We start from the raw sequence: 20107 nt of genomic DNA on the forward strand, positions 1-20107 counted from the left end.
ATATTGGCACGGAGCATCTTCTCTTAGGGCTTTTGAAGGAGAAAGAGGGTGTTGCTTGCAGGGTTCTGAATAGTTTTGGAATGTTCTTTGATGATGTCCGCGAAAAAATTGTGGAAATGTTCAAAGAACCTACCGAGAGCAACCGTGAGGTAGGCAAAACGCCAACCCTGGATGAATTCAGCCGTGACCTTACTAAAATGGCAATCGACGGAAAGCTGGATCCTGTGATCGGCCGGGCCAAGGAAATAGAACGGGTGATCCAGATACTCAGCCGACGTACAAAAAATAATCCTGTTTTAATTGGCGAGCCTGGAGTTGGTAAAACTGCAATCGTTGAAGGCTTGGCACAGCTAATTGCTGAACGTGAAGTTCCTGATACCCTTTTTGAGAAGAGGGTGGTTTCCCTGGACCTGGGTTCCCTCATTGCGGGCACAAAATACCGTGGTCAGTTTGAAGCCCGTCTCAAAGGTATTATGAAAGAAATCATTCAGAATGACAGTGTCATCCTTTTTGTAGACGAGCTGCATACTTTGGTTGGAGCTGGAGCCGCTGAAGGTTCGGTTGATGCTTCAAATATGCTCAAGCCAGCTCTTTCCCGTGGTGAAATTCAATGTATTGGTGCAACCACTTTGGAAGAGTACAGAAAATATATTGAAAAAAATGGTGCTTTAGAAAGACGTTTCCAGCCCATCATCGTTAATCCTCCAACGGTTGAAGAAACGATTGAGATTATTAAAGGGCTGAAAGTTCCATATGAATTGCATCACAAGGCAAAAATCTCTGACGACGCGATTGTAACTGCGGTCCAGTACTCTGAACGTTATATCAGTGATCGTTTTCTCCCGGATAAAGCCATTGACGTGATTGATGAGGCTGGTTCCAGGGTGCGCTTACGTGAAGTGACTCAATCTCCTGAGATGAAAAAAATTCAGCGGGATATAGACATTGTGATTCGCGATAAAAAAGTATGCATTGAAAACCAGGAGTTTGAAAAGGCCGTTGAGTTGCGCGATAAAGAAGAAGAGTTGCGCGATAAACTGGATATGGTGAAAGCAGATTGGGATAAAGACCGTGATGATAGTGAACCAAGCATCACTGAGGATGATATTGCCGATGTTGTTTCGAGTATGACTGGAATTCCTCTCTCTCGCATTGAAGAGAAGGAAAGCGCTCGCCTCATAAATATGGAAAATGAACTGGCTGGAAAAGTAGTGGGCCAGGGTGAGGCGATTAAAGTGTTGACGAAGGCGATTCGAAGATCCCGCTCTGGATTGAAAGATATGAAAAGGCCGATTGGGACCTTTTTGTTTCTTGGTCCAACTGGTGTTGGCAAAACAGAGCTGGCTAAGGTTCTGGCCGAATTTCTGTTCGGCAATGAAGACGCTCTCATACGACTGGATATGTCTGAGTATATGGAAAAATTTAATGTTTCGCGCCTGACAGGAGCACCTCCAGGATATGTTGGATATGAAGAGGGAGGTCAATTGACAGAAAAGGTACGACGCAAACCTTATTCTGTGGTCCTCTTTGACGAGATAGAAAAGGCAAACTCTGACATCTACCATCTCTTGTTGCAGATCATGGATGATGGTCGGCTGACCGATAGTTATGGCCGGGTGATAGATTTCAAGAACACGGTTGTGATTCTGACTTCTAACATAAGCTCCCGAATGCTTGAAAAGGGAACCAGTCTCGGGTTCCATAAGGATGATGAAGAATTGAATTACGATAAAATGCAAAAGGAATTGAAACAGGACTTGAAGAAAACTTTCAACCCTGAGTTCCTCAATCGTTTGAGTGAGACGGTAGTTTTCCGTCCTCTGGAATTGGATAATATTGTCGAGATTCTAGATGTTCAATTAAATATTCTCAATGAGCAGTTGATCCAGCAAGGGTTGACCATTGACGTAACACCGGGTGCGAAAAGATGGCTGGCTGAAAAAGGCTATGACCCGAATTTTGGAGCCCGGCCTTTAAAACGAGCGATTCAAAAACATTTGGAAGATGTTTTGTCCGATGAAATGCTCAAAGGGCGGTTTAAAAATGGCGGACTCATTGAGGTCAGTTTGCAGGATGACAGCTTGGTATTTGTAGAAAAGTCCGGAGCTGTGAATGTTGGCTGATAAAATTTTCTTCGCTTGAGCGAAGCAATGATGATAAAAAATATTTAAAGTATTAAGTTTCAGTGGGTTATACTGCTGAGGCTTGATACTTTTTTTTGTCTGGAAATACAGGTGATGAATCTCCCTGATAACTCTAAAAATTTCAGATAGTTCTGGCCGAATGTTAAAAAAAGCCCACATTTTTTTTGCGGCCTTAATTGGCATTATTCTAGTTTCCCTGGTCCCTTGTGCTTTGGCTCAAGAAGGTGAAATCGTTGAGTCTGTAAAGATTTCTGGTAACAAGCGGATTGATGAATCTACCATCCTCTATTACATTCGGACCAAGACAGGCTCCATTCTTTCCAAAAAACAGATCCGTGAGGACATTGAGCAAATATACAGCCTTGGGCAATTCAAGGATATTCGTGTTGAAACACGGGAGACGTTGAAAGGGCTGGAATTAGAGTTTATTGTTGAAGAGATACCTTCAATCGGAGATGTTGATATTGTTGGTAATGACAAGATAGACGCAAACGATATCCGGGAAAAAATAGGACTCAAAAGAGGGGCGACTTTTAATGACCATATGGTTTTGGAAAGTAGCGATGAGATCCTAAAACTATATCGTGAGAAAGGTTACTTTTTTGCGCAAGTCGATATAGATACCCAGTCCGGAAAGGGAAACCTGGTAAATATTTCGATAAGGATCAAGGAGGGGGAAAAGGTAAAGATTGAAAAGATTCGTTTTTCAGGTAACAAGGCATTTCCTGATGATGACCTCCTGGATCAGATGGAAACCCAAGAGACGTCTTGGTTTTCATTTCTGGATGATTCCGGGGTGTATCAGAAAGATATCTTAAAGCTGGATTTATTTCGGGTAGAAGGTTTTTACCATGACAACGGTTATCTCAGGGTCAAGGTGCTGGAGCCGCGTATTGATATAAATAAAAAAGCCAGAGAGGTTCATATTACTATACCGGTTGAAGAGGGCCCTCAATTCCGCGTAAAGAGTTTGAAGTTAAATAGTGATGATGCGGTTTCAGCGGATGAAATCCAAAAAAGCATAAAGACTAAAGTAGGTGAGGTCTACAATGTATCTGAGTTGCGTGAGGATATTTTAACAATCACTGATTTGTATTCTAAGAAAGGTTATGCTTACGCGGATGCGAACCCGGTTTCTAAGCTGAACGATGCTGACCGTACTGTTGAGTTGTCCATCGAGGTTGATAAGGGTAAAAAGGTATATGTTGGCAATATTGAAATACTCGGAAACATCAAAACCCGGGATAATGTTATCCGCAGAGAATTTCGTTTAAAAGAAGGAGAACTATTCGATAGCTCCAAATTGAAGCGAAGCAAACAAAGGATCAACAACCTTAATTTTTTTGAAGATGTTAAAATAGATACCCATCGAGGTTTGGACCCTGACCTCATTGATATTTTAACGACAGTGACCGAAAGACCGACTGGGAATTTCACAGTTGGGGCAGGTTTTAGTTCTGTGGAAAATCTTATTTTTACGACCGCCATTACCCAGAATAACCTTTTTGGAAATGGCCAGAGTTTGAGTTTAAATGCCCAGCTTTCTTCTATCCGTGCGGATTTTAGCTTGAGCTTTACTGAACCACGTTTGTTAGATTCAGAAATATTACTGGGGATTGATGCCTTTAACAGGGACCAGGATTTTCTCAGTTTTAGTTCACAGTCAACGGGTGGTGGGTTTCGCCTGGGTAAAAATGTTTCCGAATATGATTCGGTTAATTTTAGATACCGTTTTGAAACTGTAGAACTTTCTGGTCTGGCTGCTGCCGATGAAACCGAGTTTTTTAAAAATGAAACCCGTGTGACCAGCAGGGTGGCGCCAACTTATGTCCATGATTCACGTGATAATTTTTTAAACCCTTCCACGGGGTGGAGGCATGTGATAGGATTTGAGTTTGCCGGGCTGGGTGGTGCGAAATTTACCAAGTCTGTTTATGAAGTGACTTATTATCATCCTCTCATAGGGAAACTTGTTGGTGCGGCCCATGGTCGGATTAACTATGGGGATGGGTATGGTGGTGAAGAGCTTCCGGGCTTTGAAAGGTATTTCATGGGAGGTCCTAATTCCCTGAGAGGTTTTACAATTCAGGATGTTGGGCCAAAAGATGGTGATGGCGACCCTGTTGGAGGTGAGCAATCACTTCTTATCAACTTGGAATTGCAGTATCCCTTTACTAAGTCTTTTCGCGGGTTTTTATTTTATGATCGCGGAAATGTTTATGGTAGCGGCACTGATACCAGTACTACTGCGAAAAGTTTTGACCTTGCTGAAATGCGAAGCAGTATTGGGGCCGGCATACGCTTTTTAAGCCCTTTTGGTCCGCTGGGCTTTGCTTATGGAATTAAACTGGATAAGCAATCCGGCGAAGAAGCAGCGCAATTTCATTTCTCGGCAGGAAGCGCATTCTAAAACTTATTTTCTTTAAAAGGATCAGATTTATGCGGTTAACAAATTTATTACAGTTTAGAGGTGTTAGTCCTCTCCTCATCTTGGTTTTTCTGCTTTGCGGACCTTTTGTCGTTTCTTCGTTTGCGGCAGATAGTCGAATTGGTTTTTTGAATATTCAAAAAGCAGTTTCCAGCACTAAAGAATGGAAAACAAACTTTGAAAAATTTAAGGCGGAATTTAATAAAGAAAAGAAGAGAATCAAGATCAGGGAGCAGAAGATCAAAAAAATGTTGACGAATCTGAGTAAGCAAAGTTTTGTTCTGGATCCGGAATTAAAGAAGAAAAAAGAAGAAGAGTTTAGAAAGGAAAAAATCGAGTTTGAAAGATATGTGCAGGACCAGAACACGGAGTTTGGAAACAAGGAAAAGGAAATGACCCAGAAAATGTTGATTAAAATGATGGGAGTTATTAAAAAAATTGGTAAAGAAAAGAAATATACAATGATTCTGGAAGAGAAAGTTGTTCTCTACCATGATAAGGGCAACGATTTGACGAGTGTTGCTACACGGGCTTATGACCGATCAAATAAATAAGCCGGTTAAACTTCGGCTAAATCAGTCTGCTTGATTCCGCACTTGTGTTCTCAGGTTCTTCCAGAAAAAAAACGGCTTTCAACAGAAAGTTTGGGCTCCCACTATGATTGATATTAATGAAATAAAAAAGATCATCCCTCACCGATACCCTTTTTTGCTGGTGGATAAGATTATTGAGTGTGATATGGACTCCAGAATTGTCGGTATCAAAAATGTGACAATTAATGAACCTTTTTTTCAGGGACATTTCCCAGAGTTTCCGGTCATGCCAGGTGTCCTTATTATTGAAGCCCTTGCCCAGGTTGCCTGTATTTTAGGAGTTAAAATTATGAACAGGGAAGGCCAGTCTTCCGTGTTTTTTACCGGTATTGACGGTGCAAAATTCAGGAAACCTGTTGTTCCTGGTGACCAGCTAAGGTTGGAGTTGACGAAAATCAAGCAAAGAGGAACTCTTTTCCGATTTGAAGGCAAAGCATATGTGGGGGATGCTTTGGCCACAGAGTGTACTATTCAGGCTATGCTCGGCAAGGACTGATTTGCAACGGCGCACTATTATTTTGCGTGTTTTTCAGATCAATCATCAAGATGGTTTTACCCTTTAGAACGTGACAATTCATTCCAGCGCAGTTATTCATAAAGATGCAATTCTGGCCGAGGGAGTCGAGGTGGGTCCTTTTACCACTATTGGCCCGAAAGCCAGGATTGGAGAAGGAACGATTGTAGGCCCTAATGTATTGATTGAAGGGGATACAGTTATCGGCCGGAACTGCAGGATTTTTCATGGTGCTTCTCTGGGAGGAGAACCGCAAATAAAGAACTTTAAGGATGTTCCTGCTTCCCTGGAAATTGGTAATGAAACGGTTATTCGTGAGTATTCTACCATTCACCGTTCGGGATTTGAAAATGGTGTGACCCGGATTGGAAATGGTTGTTTGCTCATGGCCTATTCACACGTGGGCCATGATTGTGAGATCGGAAATGAAGTGGTTATTGTAAATAGCACGGCTTTATCTGGTCATGTGATTGTGGAAGATAAAGCATTTATTTCAGGTTTGGTGGGCATCCATCAGTTTGTTCGAATTGGGCAGTATGCTATGGTTGGAGGAATGGCGCGTGTGAATCAGGATATCCTTCCCTTTTCTACTGTGGAAGGAAATCCGGCTAAAATGTTCGGTGCAAATACAATTGGTCTTAAGCGCGCAAACTTTAAGCCAGATGTCAGGGCGGAAATAAAAAAAGCTTTGAAATTGATTGCCCAGCCAGAGCTGAATACAAATCAGGCTGTTGAAAAAATCGAAGCGGATATTAAAATGATTGATGAAGTTCAATATCTTGTAAATTTTATAAAAAATTCCTCCAGAGGAGTGACTAAATAGTGGCTAAGGTGAAAGCTGGTGTAATTGGAGCAGGAAGAATGGGCGGGTATCATGTAGGTGTCTTATCCGAAATGCAGGGAGTCGACCTGGCAGGGGTTGTGGATAATGACCCTGAGCGTCGAAAGGCCATTCAGGAGACTCAACATGCTCCAACTTTTTCAGACTTTAAAGAAATTATTGGCCGGGTTGAAGTGGCCGTTGTCGCAGTGCCTACAACGCTGCATTACCCCATTGCTAAAGAACTGCTTAGTAATGGTATTCATGTTTTGTTAGAAAAGCCCTGTGCTAACAGTCTTGATCATGCACGAGAACTCTTCCAGATAGCTCAGGACAAGAATCTTACCTTGCATATTGGTCATGTGGAACGGTTTAATGGAGCTGTTCAGGAATTACATAAAATTGTTGAAACTCCCCTGTTTGTAGAGTGTAAGCGAACCGGTCCTTTCAATGAAAGAATCAAGGATGATGGGGTGATACTGGACATAATGATTCATGATATTGATATCATTCTCAACCTGATCCAATCTAAAGTGACTACTTCGCATGTACTTGGGGCTTCAGTTTTTTCTGACAAGGATGATCTTGTGAGCGCTCAACTTGAGTTTGAAAATGGTTGTATTGCAAATATTGTTGCAAGTCGCGCGTCTCAAAATAAAGTCCGCACTTTGTCAGTAACACAGAAAGATTCTTTCGTGGTTTTGGATTACACCGATCAGGAAATTTATGTTCACCGTAAATCCTCATCGGAGCACCAAATGAGCAAGGGGTCGCTAAGGTATAAGCAGGAATCGCTGGTCGAAAGGATTTTTGTTCATAAAGATAATCCTCTAAAACTTGAGCTCCAGCATTTCATTGATTGCGTTAAAAATGGAAGTCCTCGAAATGTCGCAGTGAATAACGAACTTTATTCGTTGGAAATTGCTCTTGATATATTGGACCAGTTCAATAAGAAAAGAAATAATTAGTTTCTCTATCTGTTAAAGATCGCATCGTAGTCTCATTATTACCCCAGTTACGATACAGGCACTCCTTACGTTAATTCTTCTTTTTTGTCCGTTAATATGGATAGCACCCATGAAAAAATAGGCCTTGTAGCAGGATCGGGAGAGGTTCCAATATATTTTGCGCGTAAAGCCAGCCAGTTGGGGATAAAAATTATAAGTGTTGGATTTTCTGATGAGATCCAAAACGACCTGAAACCCTACTCTGAAAACAGTTACTCTATTGGTGTAGGTCAGGCAGGAAAAATTCTTGCGACGTTTCAAAAGAATAATGTAAAGGATTTGCTGATTCTGGGTAAAGTGGATAAAGGTATTGTTTTTAAATTGCAAAAATTTGATCTTAAGGCTCTCAAGTTTTTAAAAAACATCGTGACGCATGAAGATAAGGTACTTTTGCTGGGAATGATTGGTGAGCTTGAAAAAGAAGGATTCAAAGTTTTGAGCCAAAAAGAATTTTTGTCGGAAATTTTTCCGTCAAAAGGAACCTTGACGCGAAGAGAACCTACAAAGCAGGAATTGGCGGATATTGAGTTTGGGCTTCCCATTGCCAGAAAACTGGCTGATATGGAAATCGGTCAGACGCTCATTGTAAAAAATAAAACTGTTGTGGCTGTAGAAGCTTTGGAGGGAACTGACAGAGCTATCCAAAGAGGGTGTGAGCTTGCTCAGGGTAAATGTGTGGTGATCAAAGTTAGCAGGACTAATCAGGATTATCGTTATGATAGCCCGGGTATCGGACCACAAACTATTCGTATGTTGAGCGAAGGTTCAGTTTTGGCATTGGAAGCAGAGCGGGTAATGGTGGTGGAACAGGAAAAAGTTCTTGAATTGGCGGATGCATCGAAAATTTCTGTAACCTGTTGTTAGTTTTAACGCAAGGTGGCAGGGACATCAAATTGCAAAACTTCATCCCGATTTTAAAAATCTATTGAATTTTAAGGCTGGCGAGAGGCTGGCCAGTGGAGGCTTTCTGAACTATTTGATCATAGCTGGAGAGGCATCTGGAGACTTGCATGGCTCAAAACTGGTGTCGGCATTAAAGGCTCGCTCGCCCGAGGCTGGTTTTAAAGGTATGGGTGGAGCCAAAATGAGGGAAGCCGGTGTGGATACGCTGTTTGGAATTGAGCGTATGGGCGCAGTCGGAATTGTCGAGGTTCTGGGAGACTTTGGCCATTATTACAAGGTCTATCGGACGCTGATGAGGGAAATTGCCTCGCGAAGCTATGATGCTCTGATTCTTATAGACTATCCTACGCTAAACCTTAGATTGGCAAAACAGGGAAGGCGTTTCGGTTGCCCGGTTTTCTTTTTCATCAGCCCCCAGATTTGGGCCTGGAGAAAAGGAAGAATTAAGGAGATCCGGGAATCCGTTAGTAAAATGTTTGTCATTCTCCCTTTTGAAGAGAAGTTGTATTTGGATGCTGGAGTGGACGCGGAATTTTTGGGGCATCCGTTTGTGGACCATGTTCAGCCCAGCCGGTCTCGTGAAGAAAGCCAGATAAAATATTCCTTGGATTCCAAGGTTAAAACAATTGGACTTCTGCCTGGAAGCAGAATGAATGAGATCGACTCTCTATTGAATGTAATGGTTGAGGCAGCTGAAAAAATTCGCAATGAACTGGGAGACTGTCAGTTTCTTCTGCCTGTCGCTAACTCTATTGATCCAGTTATTCTTAAACAGCGTTTGGGAACCAACCCTCTTGGTATAAAGTTGATTGAGGGTGAACCTTATGATGTGATGAATAGCTGCGATATGCTGATCATTGCGTCAGGCTCAGCTACATTGGAAGCGGGAATGCTGGGTTGTCCCATGGTTATCATTTATAAGTTGAATCGATTGACCTACTGGTTGGCAAAGTTATTGGTCGATGCACCATTGGTGGGCCTGGTGAATATTGTTGCCGAGGAAGAGGTGGCGAAAGAATTAATACAGGATAAAGTGACAGTGGAGAATATTTCTGCGGAAGTGCTTGCTGTATTGCAGAACCCTGAAAAGGGAAAAGCGATTCGCGAGCGGCTACTGAAAATTAAGAACACTTTGGGCAGGCCCGGGGTTATGGAAGCCGTCGCGAAACGCATTGCTGATTATATGGATAAATATAGAGACAATGAAAAAACTCCTGTTTAATTATGTACTCCCATACCTGCTTTTCGGGTTGATTTATATTTGGTGCCTGACTCTGCGAGAAAAAAACCTCAATAAAGAAGGGGAAAACCAATTCAAGCAAAACCCAGGTCCCTATATCCTGACCTTGTGGCATGGAAGAATTTTTTACCTGTTCTATTATCTTCGCAGAAACCCGGATTATTTCCTATTGATCAGTCCTAGTGAAGATGGAGATCTTCTTGCGCGTCTTGCCCGACTGATGGGCTACTCAGTAATACGAGGATCAACATATAAAAAAGCTGTTCCAGCAGCCCGGTCTCTGATTAAAGTCTTGCGTCGGAATAAACGGATCATCATCATTGCGGATGGTTCCCGTGGACCAAGATGCGTAGCCCAGCCAGGTTCGATTCAACTGGCAGCAATTACCGGGGTGCCTGTTTTCCCGATGACATTCGGGTCCAAAAATAAGGTGGTTCTAAAAACCTGGGACCGGTTTGTCATTCCTATCCCTTTTACCCGTTGTACTCTTAATTTCTCATCCCCGATTTCTCTCGCCCGTAAGCCTTCAGAACAAAGTGTTGAGGAAAACCGAATTATGCTTGAAAATTCGCTGAATCATATAACCCAAGCCAGTGATGAGGCCTAAAAAAGCTTTAAATATAATCATTTCCGACCCTCATATACCTTAATTTTAAGCATCTATACGTGTTTGAATTTGACTATGGGTTGTGGTATAGTTCGCCCAGTTACGAATCCCTTTAAATCTATAGGTTTTTATAAGGTTCATCATGAGATTGGGCAAGTTCTCATTGGCATGAATATTGAATTAATTCTTGTAACTGGTTAGGGGGTTTCCGAGTAGGAATCGTTATGGTTTGTAAGTGGTTCAGACCATAAAGGTATGTTGTCCACCAGCCCGGATCTTTTTTGAACATACGAGGAAAACAAATATGAAAAAGGTTGAGGCAATCATTAAGCCGTTTAAATTGGATGAAGTAAAAGATAAATTGAATGAGATTGGGGTTAAAGGAATAACTGTAAGCGAAGTAAAAGGTTTTGGTAGGCAAAAAGGTCATACAGAACTTTATCGTGGTGCGGAGTATGTGGTAGATTTTCTTCCTAAAATCAAGATGGAGATCATTATTAGCGATACCCAGGTGGAAGATGTGATCAATACCATCATGCAGGCAGCTCAAACTGGAAGAATTGGTGATGGGAAAATATTTGTAACAGATCTTCAGGATATTGTACGTATTCGTACGGGAGAACGTGGAGAAGAGGCTATTTGATTTTATTTTTTGTTAGTATAAAGACTTGTTGTTTACATGCCTTGGTCTGATTTCCATATGTTTCTATTTTTGTTATGACACTCTGGGATTTAAAGCGCAGCCGGTTAACTAGCCCCTGATATTTTACGTTTTAATTTTTTTGAATATAATTCTTAACTATTTTATGCAGGAGATACATTAATGACTCCAAAAGAGGCAGTAGATTTCGCAAAAAAGAATAATGCTAAAATTGTAGATGTTAAATTCATGGATCTTCTTGGGTCTTGGCAGCATTTTTCTGTTCCTATGAGTGAATTGGAAGAAAGTTTATTTGAAGAAGGATTGGGTTTTGATGGCTCCAGCATTCGTGGCTGGCAAGCTATTAATAATAGCGATATGCTCGTCATTCCCGATCCTGCTACTACGGTGATGGATCCATTTATGAAAATCCCAACTGTAAGTATGATTTGTAATATTGTCGATCCAATTACAAAAGAAAAATATAGCCGAGACCCTAGAAACGTTGCTCAAAAGGCCGAAGCTTATCTAAAGTCTACAGGTATAGGTGATACAGCTTTTTTTGGACCAGAAGCTGAATTCTTTCTTTTCGATAATATTCAATATGATTCTAATGTGAATGAATCGTTCTATTCGATTGACTCTGTAGAAGGAACTTGGAATACCGGTAGGGATGAAGACCCTAACCTTGGACATAAACCGAGGCATAAAGAGGGTTACTTTCCAGTTGCTCCTAGCGATACTTTGCAGGATATCCGGTCTGAAATGATGTTGCTAATGGAACAAGTTGGAATCACAATGGAATGTCATCATCATGAAGTGGCAACTGGTGGTCAATGTGAAATTGATATGCGTTTTGCTCCACTGGTTAAATGTGCAGATAGCTTAATGTGGTACAAATACATAGTTAAGAATGTTGCAAAAGCGCATGGCAAGACAGCTACTTTCATGCCTAAACCAATGTTCGGCGACAATGGTACAGGAATGCATACCCATCAGAGCATTTGGAAGGATGGAAAGCCATTGTTTGCTGGGAATAGCTATGCTGGGTTCAGTGAAATGGGAATGCACTACATCGGTGGTATTTTGAAACATTCTAGGGCAATATGTGCATTTGCTGCACCAACAACTAATTCCTACAAACGATTAGTGCCAGGTTTTGAAGCACCTGTTAATTTGGCTTATTCAAGTCGCAACCGGAGTGCTTCTATAAGGATACCAATGTATTCTCCAAGTCCCAAAGCTAAGCGATTGGAAATTCGTTACCCGGATCCTTCCTGTAATGGCTATTTAACTTTTGCAGTTATGCTCATGGCAGGTCTGGATGGTATCCAAAATAAAATTGATCCAGGCGAGCCACTAGATAAAAATATTTACTCACTCGGACCGGAAGAGTTGGCAAGCATTCCAACTTTACCACATTCATTAGATCAAGCTCTCGATGCTCTCGAAGAAGACCATGATTTTCTTCTCAAGGGTGATGTTTTTACTCAGGACTTGGTCGAAACATGGATCGATTACAAACGTGAAAATGAGATCGATCCACTTCGACTCAGACCACATCCACTTGAATTCGAAATGTATTACGATTGCTGATTCCAAAATTATATTTATACTTTATAACCCCCTGGGTTCTCCCAGGGGGTTTTTTTATATGATAAATTAGGCAGGTATCAGGACTAGAATTCCAGACTCCATAAATATAACTCCATGATAGAAGAACTGATCCAACGAATTCATGAACGCAAGCCGTGGGATGAATCCTTGCTAGAGCCTATGCGCGGCTTTTCTCTTCGCGATCCTGAAAATGCATGGAAAGACATTATTGCTTTGGCAGGCCATGCCCAATTTGAAAAGTTATATCCCGGGTTTTTCAAAGTCTTGTTAACGCTGATTTCAAGTTCGCACAATGCGGATATGGCTTTGCACAACTTCGAGCGTTTTTCAGAGAAAATTTTAGATAAGGATTATTTATACACTCAACTGACCGATTCTCCCTCCTTGTTTGAAGCTTTGATCTTTTTGTTCTCTGGAAGCCAAATTCTCACCGATACACTCCTGAAGGAACCTTCATACGTAGATTGGTTGAGTCGCCCTGAAACCCTGGCCAATTCAAAATCCAAGGATATGTTAATGAGAGATTTCTATGAAATGGCTGGAGAAGAGTTTCAAGGAAAGAATATTTTCCCATCTCTCAGAAAATTCAAAAAAAGAGAATACATTCGCATTGGGTTAAGGGACTTGCTGGGGAAAGTTGACTTCAAGGAAACTGTTGAGGATATTTCTAACCTTGCGGATGTATGTTTGCAGGCCGCCTATGAGCATGCCGACCGTGAACTGCGAAAAAAATATGGGGTTCCTGTTTACCAGGATGCTGATGGGGATTGGAAGGAATCGGAATTTGCAATTCTCGGTATGGGTAAGCTGGGAGGTTGTGAGCTTAACTACAGTTCCGACATTGACTTGATTTATATTTATACTTCGAGTCAGGGAGTAACCCGCCCTGTTCACGAAAACGATTCTTCTACCATGAGTATCTCGAATCACGAGTACTTTAGCAAGCTGGCGTTGGAAATTTCAAAGTCCCTTAATGAAATAACTTCAGATGGTAATGTGTTTCGTGTAGACCTTGAACTGCGTCCAGAAGGCAAAAGTGGAGAAATTGTAAATTCCCTGGCCAGTTGTGAAGTTTACTACCAGTCCTGGGGAAGGACCTGGGAGAGGCAGGCTCTCATCAAGGCACGCGTTTCGGCGGGCAGTGAAAGTCTCGGTCAGGAATTTTTCGAAATGATTGAACCTTTTATTTACAGGCGAAGCCTGGACTTTGATGCTATTGAGGAAATAAAGTCCATGAAGCGCAGGATCAATCAAAGCCTCAAAGGAAAACATTCAAAGGGAAATATCAAGCTTGGGTTCGGAGGAATTCGGGAAGTTGAATTCTTTGTCCAGGCCTATCAGTTACTTCTGGGTGGCAGGGATAAAAGCTTACGTGTCAGAGATTCGCTCGGCGCCATGAAAACGCTTTGTGAAAAAAATATTATCTCGTATGAAGACCACGAGCAACTTCGCGACGCTTACATATTTTTGCGAAACCTGGAAAACCGTGTGCAGATTACTTTTGGATTGCAAACATATCTCCTTCCAGAAAAGGAAGCCGACTTGGCTGTGTTAGCAAGAAAAATGAGAGTGATGGGTGATAGCCAGAAGTTTTTGGCAGATAACCTGATGAAAGAATATGAAAAGCACACCCGGTTTGTGGGAAAAATATTTGCGGAACAATTTGTTGAAAAAGAAAAAAGAGAAGCTGCAGAAACCATTTCCAGTGAATGGGATCGCTCTCGAATTGGCGAGGAGCAATTCACAATAAGCCATCTTGAACAAATCCCATTTCTTCCAGACCCCAAGAGGGCTTATCGATTTCTGGTGTCCTTTCGAGATGGTGCCCAGTTTTCACATCCTTCTGTGCAAAGTATCCAGGAGTTTTACAGCATCATTCCTAAAATATTACAGCAGTGCAGAAAAGTGCCTCTTCCTGACTCGGCAATTGAAAACCTGTGCCATTTTGTGGAAGCAACAGGGGCACGGGACTCATTTATCAGCTTGTTTCAGGAGAATGAGAAGTTTTTGGAGTTATTGCTTATTCTTTTTGGCAGCAGTGGAATGCTGTCACAAATTCTTATAAGACGGCCTGATTTAGTGGATGTGTTAACAGATATGGATAGCATCTACCGCTTTAAGAAGGCTGAAAAAATCAGGGAAGATTTGGACCGGGCTTTAAAAAATGCCACAGACCTTGAATCCAGGTCGATAACACTCCGACGCGTAAAACAGGCGGAAGAACTTCGAATAGGTGTGCGCTACCTGATCAAGGAAGCGGACCTGGCTGGAACGCTGGAAGACCTTTCCAATCTTGCGGATGTATTTCTGGAAACGGTTTTTCAAATTTCATGCGAAGAACTGGAAAAAAAATCCGGTAATCCTTGCCTGAATAATTTTTGCATCATTGGTATGGGTAAGCTGGGCGGTCATGAATTGAATTTCGGTTCAGATCTCGATGTTATTCTGGTCTACGGTGAAGGAGAAACCGATCCCCCGCCTGAGGGTTTTGCCAGTTATTATTCAGCATTGTCACAGTTAATCTATAAACTGACTTCTGAGATGACTTCCGCGGGTTATGCCTACAAAATTGATACTGAGCTCAGGCCAGAGGGCGATGCCGGGGTCCTGGTTCTTTCAATAGATGGATACGAAAAATACTTCGAGTCTCGCGCAAGAATCTGGGAACAACAGGCTTTGGTAAGAGCAAGATTTACAGCCGGTAATGTTGGGGTTGGTGAAAAATTTATAGAATCTTCCCAACGATTTGTTTATCAGGGCAAACTCGAATATGGAGCGCTTATAGAAATTTCGCGTTTGCGGGAAAGAATGGAGATCGAACTGGCAAAAGAATCCACCAAAGGAAAAAATGTGAAGTTGGGATTTGGAGGATTAGCGGATATTGAGTTTGCGGTTCAAATTCTCCAATTGATGCACGGAAAAAAGTTTTTGCGTCTCAGGCAAACGAACACTCTCCTGGCTTTGAAAAGTTTTGTCGATCTCGGTTTGGTGGACCAGGTTTTGGCGGAAGAACTTATGGACAGTTACCTTTTTCTAAGGAACCTGGAATGTGTTTTGCGAATCATCCGACAGACACCAACCAATATTCTCCCAAAAGATAACATTGAGCTGGCACCTTTAGCCCGAATGCTCGGATATGAAGGTGATGAAGCGGAAAGCCTGGCGAGTTCCTTACTTGAAGACTATGCACGCCATACCCAACAGGTGCGTAAGCACTACCGAAAAATAATTGGCAACCTGCTCCGCGCGCACTAACGCCCGATCTTTACAATTACTTCATAAACATTCCAGTAACCAGAAATCTCGAGGGAAGTTTCAGATGGTTGGGCGTTATCGGTTTTTATTTAGCTTGTGATCAATGCTGTCGATTAAGGCCTGCCAACTGGCTTCGATGATATTTTCAGAGACACCTACAGTTCCCCATTTTGAATGATGGTCGCCAGACTCTACCAGGACTCGCGTTTTTGCGCTTGTACCTTTTTTTTCATCCAGGATACGAACCTTGTAATCGTAGAGGTTGACTTCTTCCAGTTCCGGGTAAAATTTCACCAAAGCTTTTTTGATGGCTTTATCCAGAGCATTGATGGGACCTGTTCCTTCAGCGGCCGAGACTTCCTGAACACCATTTACCCTTAACTTAACAGTGGCTTCAGAAATGGGCTCTTCATCTTCTTTGCGTTTTTCAACGATGACACGGAAGCCTATAAATTCAAAAAAGACTTCTTTCTGCCCTAGCGCATCACGCATCATTAGTTCAAATGAAGCCTCTGCACCTTCAAACTGAAAGCCCAGGTTCTCTGACTCCTTAAGGGAGTTGAGGATTTTTGCAACCTTGGGATCTTTATCATCAACATCGATGCCGTATTCCCTGGCCTTATGAAGTACATTACTTTTTCCTGAAAGGTCTGAAACCAGAATGCGCTGGTGGTTGCCAACTCTTTCAGGTTCGATGTGTTCATAGGTCAATGCGTTTTTGCGTACCGCACTTACGTGCACACCTCCCTTATGCGCAAAAGCACTTTTCCCTACAAACGGTTGCTGGTTCCAGTGTGCCCGGTTGGCCAGTTCATCTACAAAAGCGGAAACGTCTTTCAGGGTTTGCAATTGTTCATCGGTCATGCAGTCGATGCCCATTTTAATTTTAAGATTGGAAATAATAGAAACCAGATTAGCGTTTCCACAGCGCTCACCAATTCCATTGATAGTGCCCTGAACCTGCCCGGCCCCTGATTGAACAGCGGTGAGAGAGTTGGCGACCGCCACTTCCGAATCGTTATGGGCATGAATCCCCATGTTGACAGATATGGACTTTTTAACATCATCGAAAATCGCGCGAACTTCATGTGGAAGTGTGCCGCCATTGGTATCGCAAAGGACAACCCAGTCGGCCCCTGCAGACTCTGCTTCCTTGATTGTCTTGAGGGCATATTCAGGATTATTTTTATAGCCATCAAAAAAATGTTCGCAATCAAAGAGAACTTCATCGCGATGTTTTTTCATATAGGCGATGCTTTCATAAATCATGCGAAGATTTTCATCAAGGTTGGTGCCCAGGGCATCTTGCACATGCAGGTCCCAGGTTTTCCCAAACAGGGTTACCACTTGGGTTTCTGTTTTTAAAAGAGCTTGCAGAACAGTATCGCTTTCCACAGTTTTTCCGGGATAGCGAGTGCTTCCAAAAGCAGTGATCCGTGTTTGTGAAAAAGTAGCGCGGTTGGCTTTTTCAAAAAAATCGATATCCCTTGGATTCGATCCCGGCCATCCTCCTTCTACATAATGCACTCCCAGCTCGTCCAGTTTGTGGGCGATGCGGATTTTATCCTCAACGGTGAACGAAATTCCTTCCGCTTGGGATCCGTCTCTGAGCGTGGTGTCATAAATTTTTACGGAACTCATTTTTTAGCAGTGCTCTTTTTTTTTGCTGTTTTCTTTTTGGTTTTTTTGTCTTCGAGTTCAAAAGCACCATGCAATGCAACAACAGCCTGTTTGGAATGTTTTTGCTGAATAATACAAGATACTTTTATTTCTGAAGTACTTATCATCAATATGTTAATTTTATGCGCGGACAGGGTTTTAAAAATTTGCGCCGCAACTCCAGAGTGGCTTCTCATGCCCGCACCGACAATTGAAACTTTAACAATTTTGGCATCCGCACTGACGTTGGCAGCTCTAATTTTTTTTGCCACTTTATTCATTATGACCATAGCTTCATCGAGTTCTTCCCGTTGTAATGTGAACGAAAGGTCGGTGTGCCCCTGTTCGCTGACATTCTGGATGATCATATCAACAGAAATTGACGAGGCCGCCAATGGTTCAAAAATATTAGCTGCAATACCCGGCTGGTCTGGAACTTCCTTCAGGGTAATTTTTGCCTGGTTTTTGTCGCACATGATTCCAGAAACAACCGGTTGTTCCATTTTTGGATCCTCCTCACAGATCAATGTTCCTTTGCCCTCTTCGGTAAACGATGATTTAACGAGCAGGGGCATCTTGTATTTATGGGCAAATTCCACACAACGAATTTGCAGGACCTTGGCTCCCAGGCTGGCCATTTCAAGCATTTCATCATAAGATACCACATCCAGCTTTTTGGCCTGAGGTACGATTCTTGGGTCAGTGGTGTAAACGCCATCGACATCCGTATATATTTCGCATTTCCCGGCACCGAGTGCTACAGCAAGGGCCACAGCAGTGGTGTCTGTTCCGCCTCGACCCAAAGTGGTCACATCGCCTTCCTCATTGATACCCTGGAACCCGGCGACCACGATCACATGATTTTTCTTCAACATTTTCAGGGCTCGCTTGGCATCAATGTTCTGTATGCGAGCCCGGGTGTGGGTGCTGTCTGTTTGCATACCGATCTGTCTCCCGGTCAGGGAAAGAGCTGGAATGCCCCTGGACTGCAGGGCAATAGTTAACAGGGCCGCTGAAATACGTTCTCCGGAAGACAAGAGCAGGTCTATTTCCCTGTTGGCCGGGCTTTTGGTCAGGCTCCTTGCCATTTTTAACAGCTTGTCGGTTTCTCCTGCCATTGCGGAAACGACAGCAACAATATCTGTTCCAGTTGCGCGGACTTTGGCGATGCGGTCCGCCACATGCTCAATGCGTTCCAAGGTGCCGACAGAGGTACCGCCATATTTTTGTACGATTAAAGATTTGTTCATAGCTGATCAGTTAAAAAAGCATTTAATAGATCGGGAGCATTGTCGAAAAACTTCCCTGTTTCTAAAATTTGTTCATCGTATTGCCCCGTGTTCCCTGATGCAACGGGATAAACAAGATAAGGAACCGGAGACCTTTCGTATTTCATGGACATTGCAGAACTTACATGATTAACCACCACCATCATTTTTATATTTTCCATCGTTTCCATTGCCTGAGCCAGGGGTTTTACGACTTTGGCATCGAAATCTTCGATCATTAAAATCTTATCGTCAATATCGCCTTTGAGTGACGCTTCCTCTCCCGCTGAAATATGCAAGAAAACCACATCTTTGGTTTCCAGTTCCTTAAGGGTAGCGGTGACTTTGCCGGCGTAATCAGTGTCTGAAAAGCCTGTCGCACCTTTTACATCTATAACATCGATACCAGTAAGTCTTCCAATTCCTTTAACCATCAGGGACGCGGTTATAATAGAAGCATTCTTATCATACCTCTCTTTAAAGGACGGCATGCCGGGCAATTCACCGTTTCCCCAAAACCAAATGCTGTTAACCGGATCTTTTTTTTCAGCAACACGTTTTTTATTGAAGACATGATTGTGCAAAATAATTTGCGCTTGATTCATGACAAAAATCAGGTCACGAGAAGAATCTCCTTCTGGCATGAATTGGCGAATGCCTTCACCAATAAGTTCGTTTGGTGTATATAACCTTTCCTGAATAGGTGGACTTTTAATAAACATCAGGTTGTGGTGTCCTCCACCCTTATGGAAGGTAACAGGAGCATCAATCACTTGCTCATTAAGTGCATTGATAAGTAGTCCTGAATCATCAGCTGAAAGATGTCCTCCAGTATAATCTTTCATGACCATATCGTCATGAGTGGGTTGCAGGGTTACTAAATCACAACAGAGTGCGGTTTCATCCTCTGCGGGATTTATTCCCAGGCCCATAGCAGTAAGCGGAGCATGACCTGAATTATATTGTTTGGGGTCAAGACCCAAAAGCCCCAGGCAGGAAACTTCATTACCCGGATGCAGCTCATCAGGAATTGTTTGAACAGGTCCACAAGTTGCGTTTTTGGTCAGGGCATCCAGATTTGGGGTGTCGGCCAACTGCAACGGGGTTTTATTATCTTTTTCCGCGAAGGGCTTATCTGTCAGGCCCGCCACGATAATAACGAGGTATTTCATTTCTTTAGGGATACAAGGATCGAGAACTCAAGCATATTCAGGAATCTGCAATTATAACTTAATTTTTGATTTTTCCATAACTTATTGAGAAACAAGGTTGACTACTGGGTTAGAGGGTCTCGTACATTTGTAATTATTTATCAAATTGTGACTTTGCTGAGTTCTTTTCCGATGTAAGGTGTTTATGCTTGCACTTTGGCTTCATTTATCTGAATTAGAAACGGTTGTATTGCCCTGATT

At 42.5% G+C, this 20107-nt stretch carries 15 protein-coding genes; 12 read left to right on the top strand and 3 right to left on the bottom strand.

Annotated elements, in window-relative coordinates; all coding sequences use genetic code 11:
• From F3741_03710 to glnE, 12 genes are all read left to right on the top strand, one after another.
• Nucleotides 1-2123, top strand: a 2123-nt coding sequence (locus F3741_03710; GenBank protein ID MZG29908.1) for an ATP-dependent Clp protease ATP-binding subunit, incomplete at its 5' end; no start/stop codon positions are given.
• 160 nt (nt 2124-2283) lie between these two features.
• Nucleotides 2284-4554, top strand: coding sequence for an outer membrane protein assembly factor BamA (bamA, locus tag F3741_03715; protein ID MZG29909.1), 2271 nt, complete (start codon nt 2284-2286; stop codon nt 4552-4554).
• A 29-nt stretch (nt 4555-4583) separates the two neighbouring features.
• Nucleotides 4584-5126, top strand: coding sequence for an OmpH family outer membrane protein (locus F3741_03720; protein ID MZG29910.1), 543 nt, complete (start codon nt 4584-4586; stop codon nt 5124-5126).
• Nucleotides 5127-5229: 103 nt separating this feature from the next.
• Complete coding sequence (gene fabZ, locus F3741_03725; protein MZG29911.1) at nt 5230-5661, top strand: 3-hydroxyacyl-ACP dehydratase FabZ; 432 nt, start codon at nt 5230-5232, stop codon at nt 5659-5661.
• A 70-nt stretch (nt 5662-5731) separates the two neighbouring features.
• Complete coding sequence (gene lpxA, locus F3741_03730) at nt 5732-6502, top strand: acyl-ACP--UDP-N-acetylglucosamine O-acyltransferase (protein MZG29912.1); 771 nt, start codon at nt 5732-5734, stop codon at nt 6500-6502.
• Nucleotides 6502-7467: a Gfo/Idh/MocA family oxidoreductase gene (locus F3741_03735; protein ID MZG29913.1), complete on the top strand. Its 966-nt coding sequence runs from the start codon at nt 6502-6504 to the stop codon at nt 7465-7467. The genes lpxA and F3741_03735 overlap by 1 nt, the downstream gene beginning before the upstream one ends.
• Nucleotides 7468-7563: 96 nt before the next feature.
• Nucleotides 7564-8370 (top strand): LpxI family protein, encoded by an 807-nt coding sequence (locus F3741_03740; protein ID MZG29914.1) that lies wholly within the window; start codon nt 7564-7566, stop codon nt 8368-8370.
• A gap of 85 nt (nt 8371-8455) precedes the next feature.
• Entirely contained in the window at nt 8456-9631 is a 1176-nt protein-coding gene (gene lpxB, locus F3741_03745) for a lipid-A-disaccharide synthase (GenBank protein ID MZG29915.1), read from the top strand.
• Nucleotides 9612-10256 (top strand): lysophospholipid acyltransferase family protein, encoded by a 645-nt coding sequence (locus F3741_03750; GenBank protein ID MZG29916.1) that lies wholly within the window; start codon nt 9612-9614, stop codon nt 10254-10256. Before lpxB ends, F3741_03750 begins: the two co-directional genes overlap by 20 nt.
• Nucleotides 10257-10560: 304 nt before the next feature.
• Nucleotides 10561-10899 carry a P-II family nitrogen regulator gene (locus F3741_03755; protein ID MZG29917.1) on the top strand — a complete coding sequence of 113 codons (339 nt, stop codon included), beginning with the start codon at nt 10561-10563 and terminating at the stop codon, nt 10897-10899.
• Between the two features lie 180 nt (nt 10900-11079).
• Nucleotides 11080-12492, top strand: coding sequence for a type I glutamate--ammonia ligase (glnA, locus tag F3741_03760; protein ID MZG29918.1), 1413 nt, complete (start codon nt 11080-11082; stop codon nt 12490-12492).
• A gap of 114 nt (nt 12493-12606) precedes the next feature.
• Nucleotides 12607-15768 (top strand): bifunctional [glutamate--ammonia ligase]-adenylyl-L-tyrosine phosphorylase/[glutamate--ammonia-ligase] adenylyltransferase, encoded by a 3162-nt coding sequence (glnE, locus tag F3741_03765; GenBank protein MZG29919.1) that lies wholly within the window; start codon nt 12607-12609, stop codon nt 15766-15768.
• Between the two features lie 75 nt (nt 15769-15843).
• Here the strand turns inward: glnE and cimA are convergent, their stop codons facing one another.
• Genes cimA through F3741_03780 form a run of 3 tightly spaced genes read right to left on the bottom strand, consistent with a single transcriptional unit; the run spans nt 15844 to nt 19867 of the window.
• Complete coding sequence (gene cimA, locus F3741_03770) at nt 15844-17409, bottom strand: citramalate synthase (protein MZG29920.1); 1566 nt, start codon at nt 17407-17409, stop codon at nt 15844-15846.
• The gene (locus F3741_03775; GenBank protein MZG29921.1) at nt 17406-18677 is read right to left on the bottom strand and encodes an aspartate kinase; all 1272 of its coding nucleotides are present in this window, start codon (nt 18675-18677) and stop codon (nt 17406-17408) included. Before F3741_03775 ends, cimA begins: the two co-directional genes overlap by 4 nt.
• Complete coding sequence (locus F3741_03780; GenBank protein MZG29922.1) at nt 18674-19867, bottom strand: phosphoglycerate mutase; 1194 nt, start codon at nt 19865-19867, stop codon at nt 18674-18676. The genes F3741_03775 and F3741_03780 overlap by 4 nt, the downstream gene beginning before the upstream one ends.
• Nucleotides 19868-20107 lie beyond the last annotated feature (240 nt).

The sequence above is a fragment of the Nitrospinota bacterium genome, assembly GCA_009873635.1.
Classification (GTDB): domain Bacteria; phylum Nitrospinota; class Nitrospinia; order Nitrospinales; family VA-1; genus LS-NOB.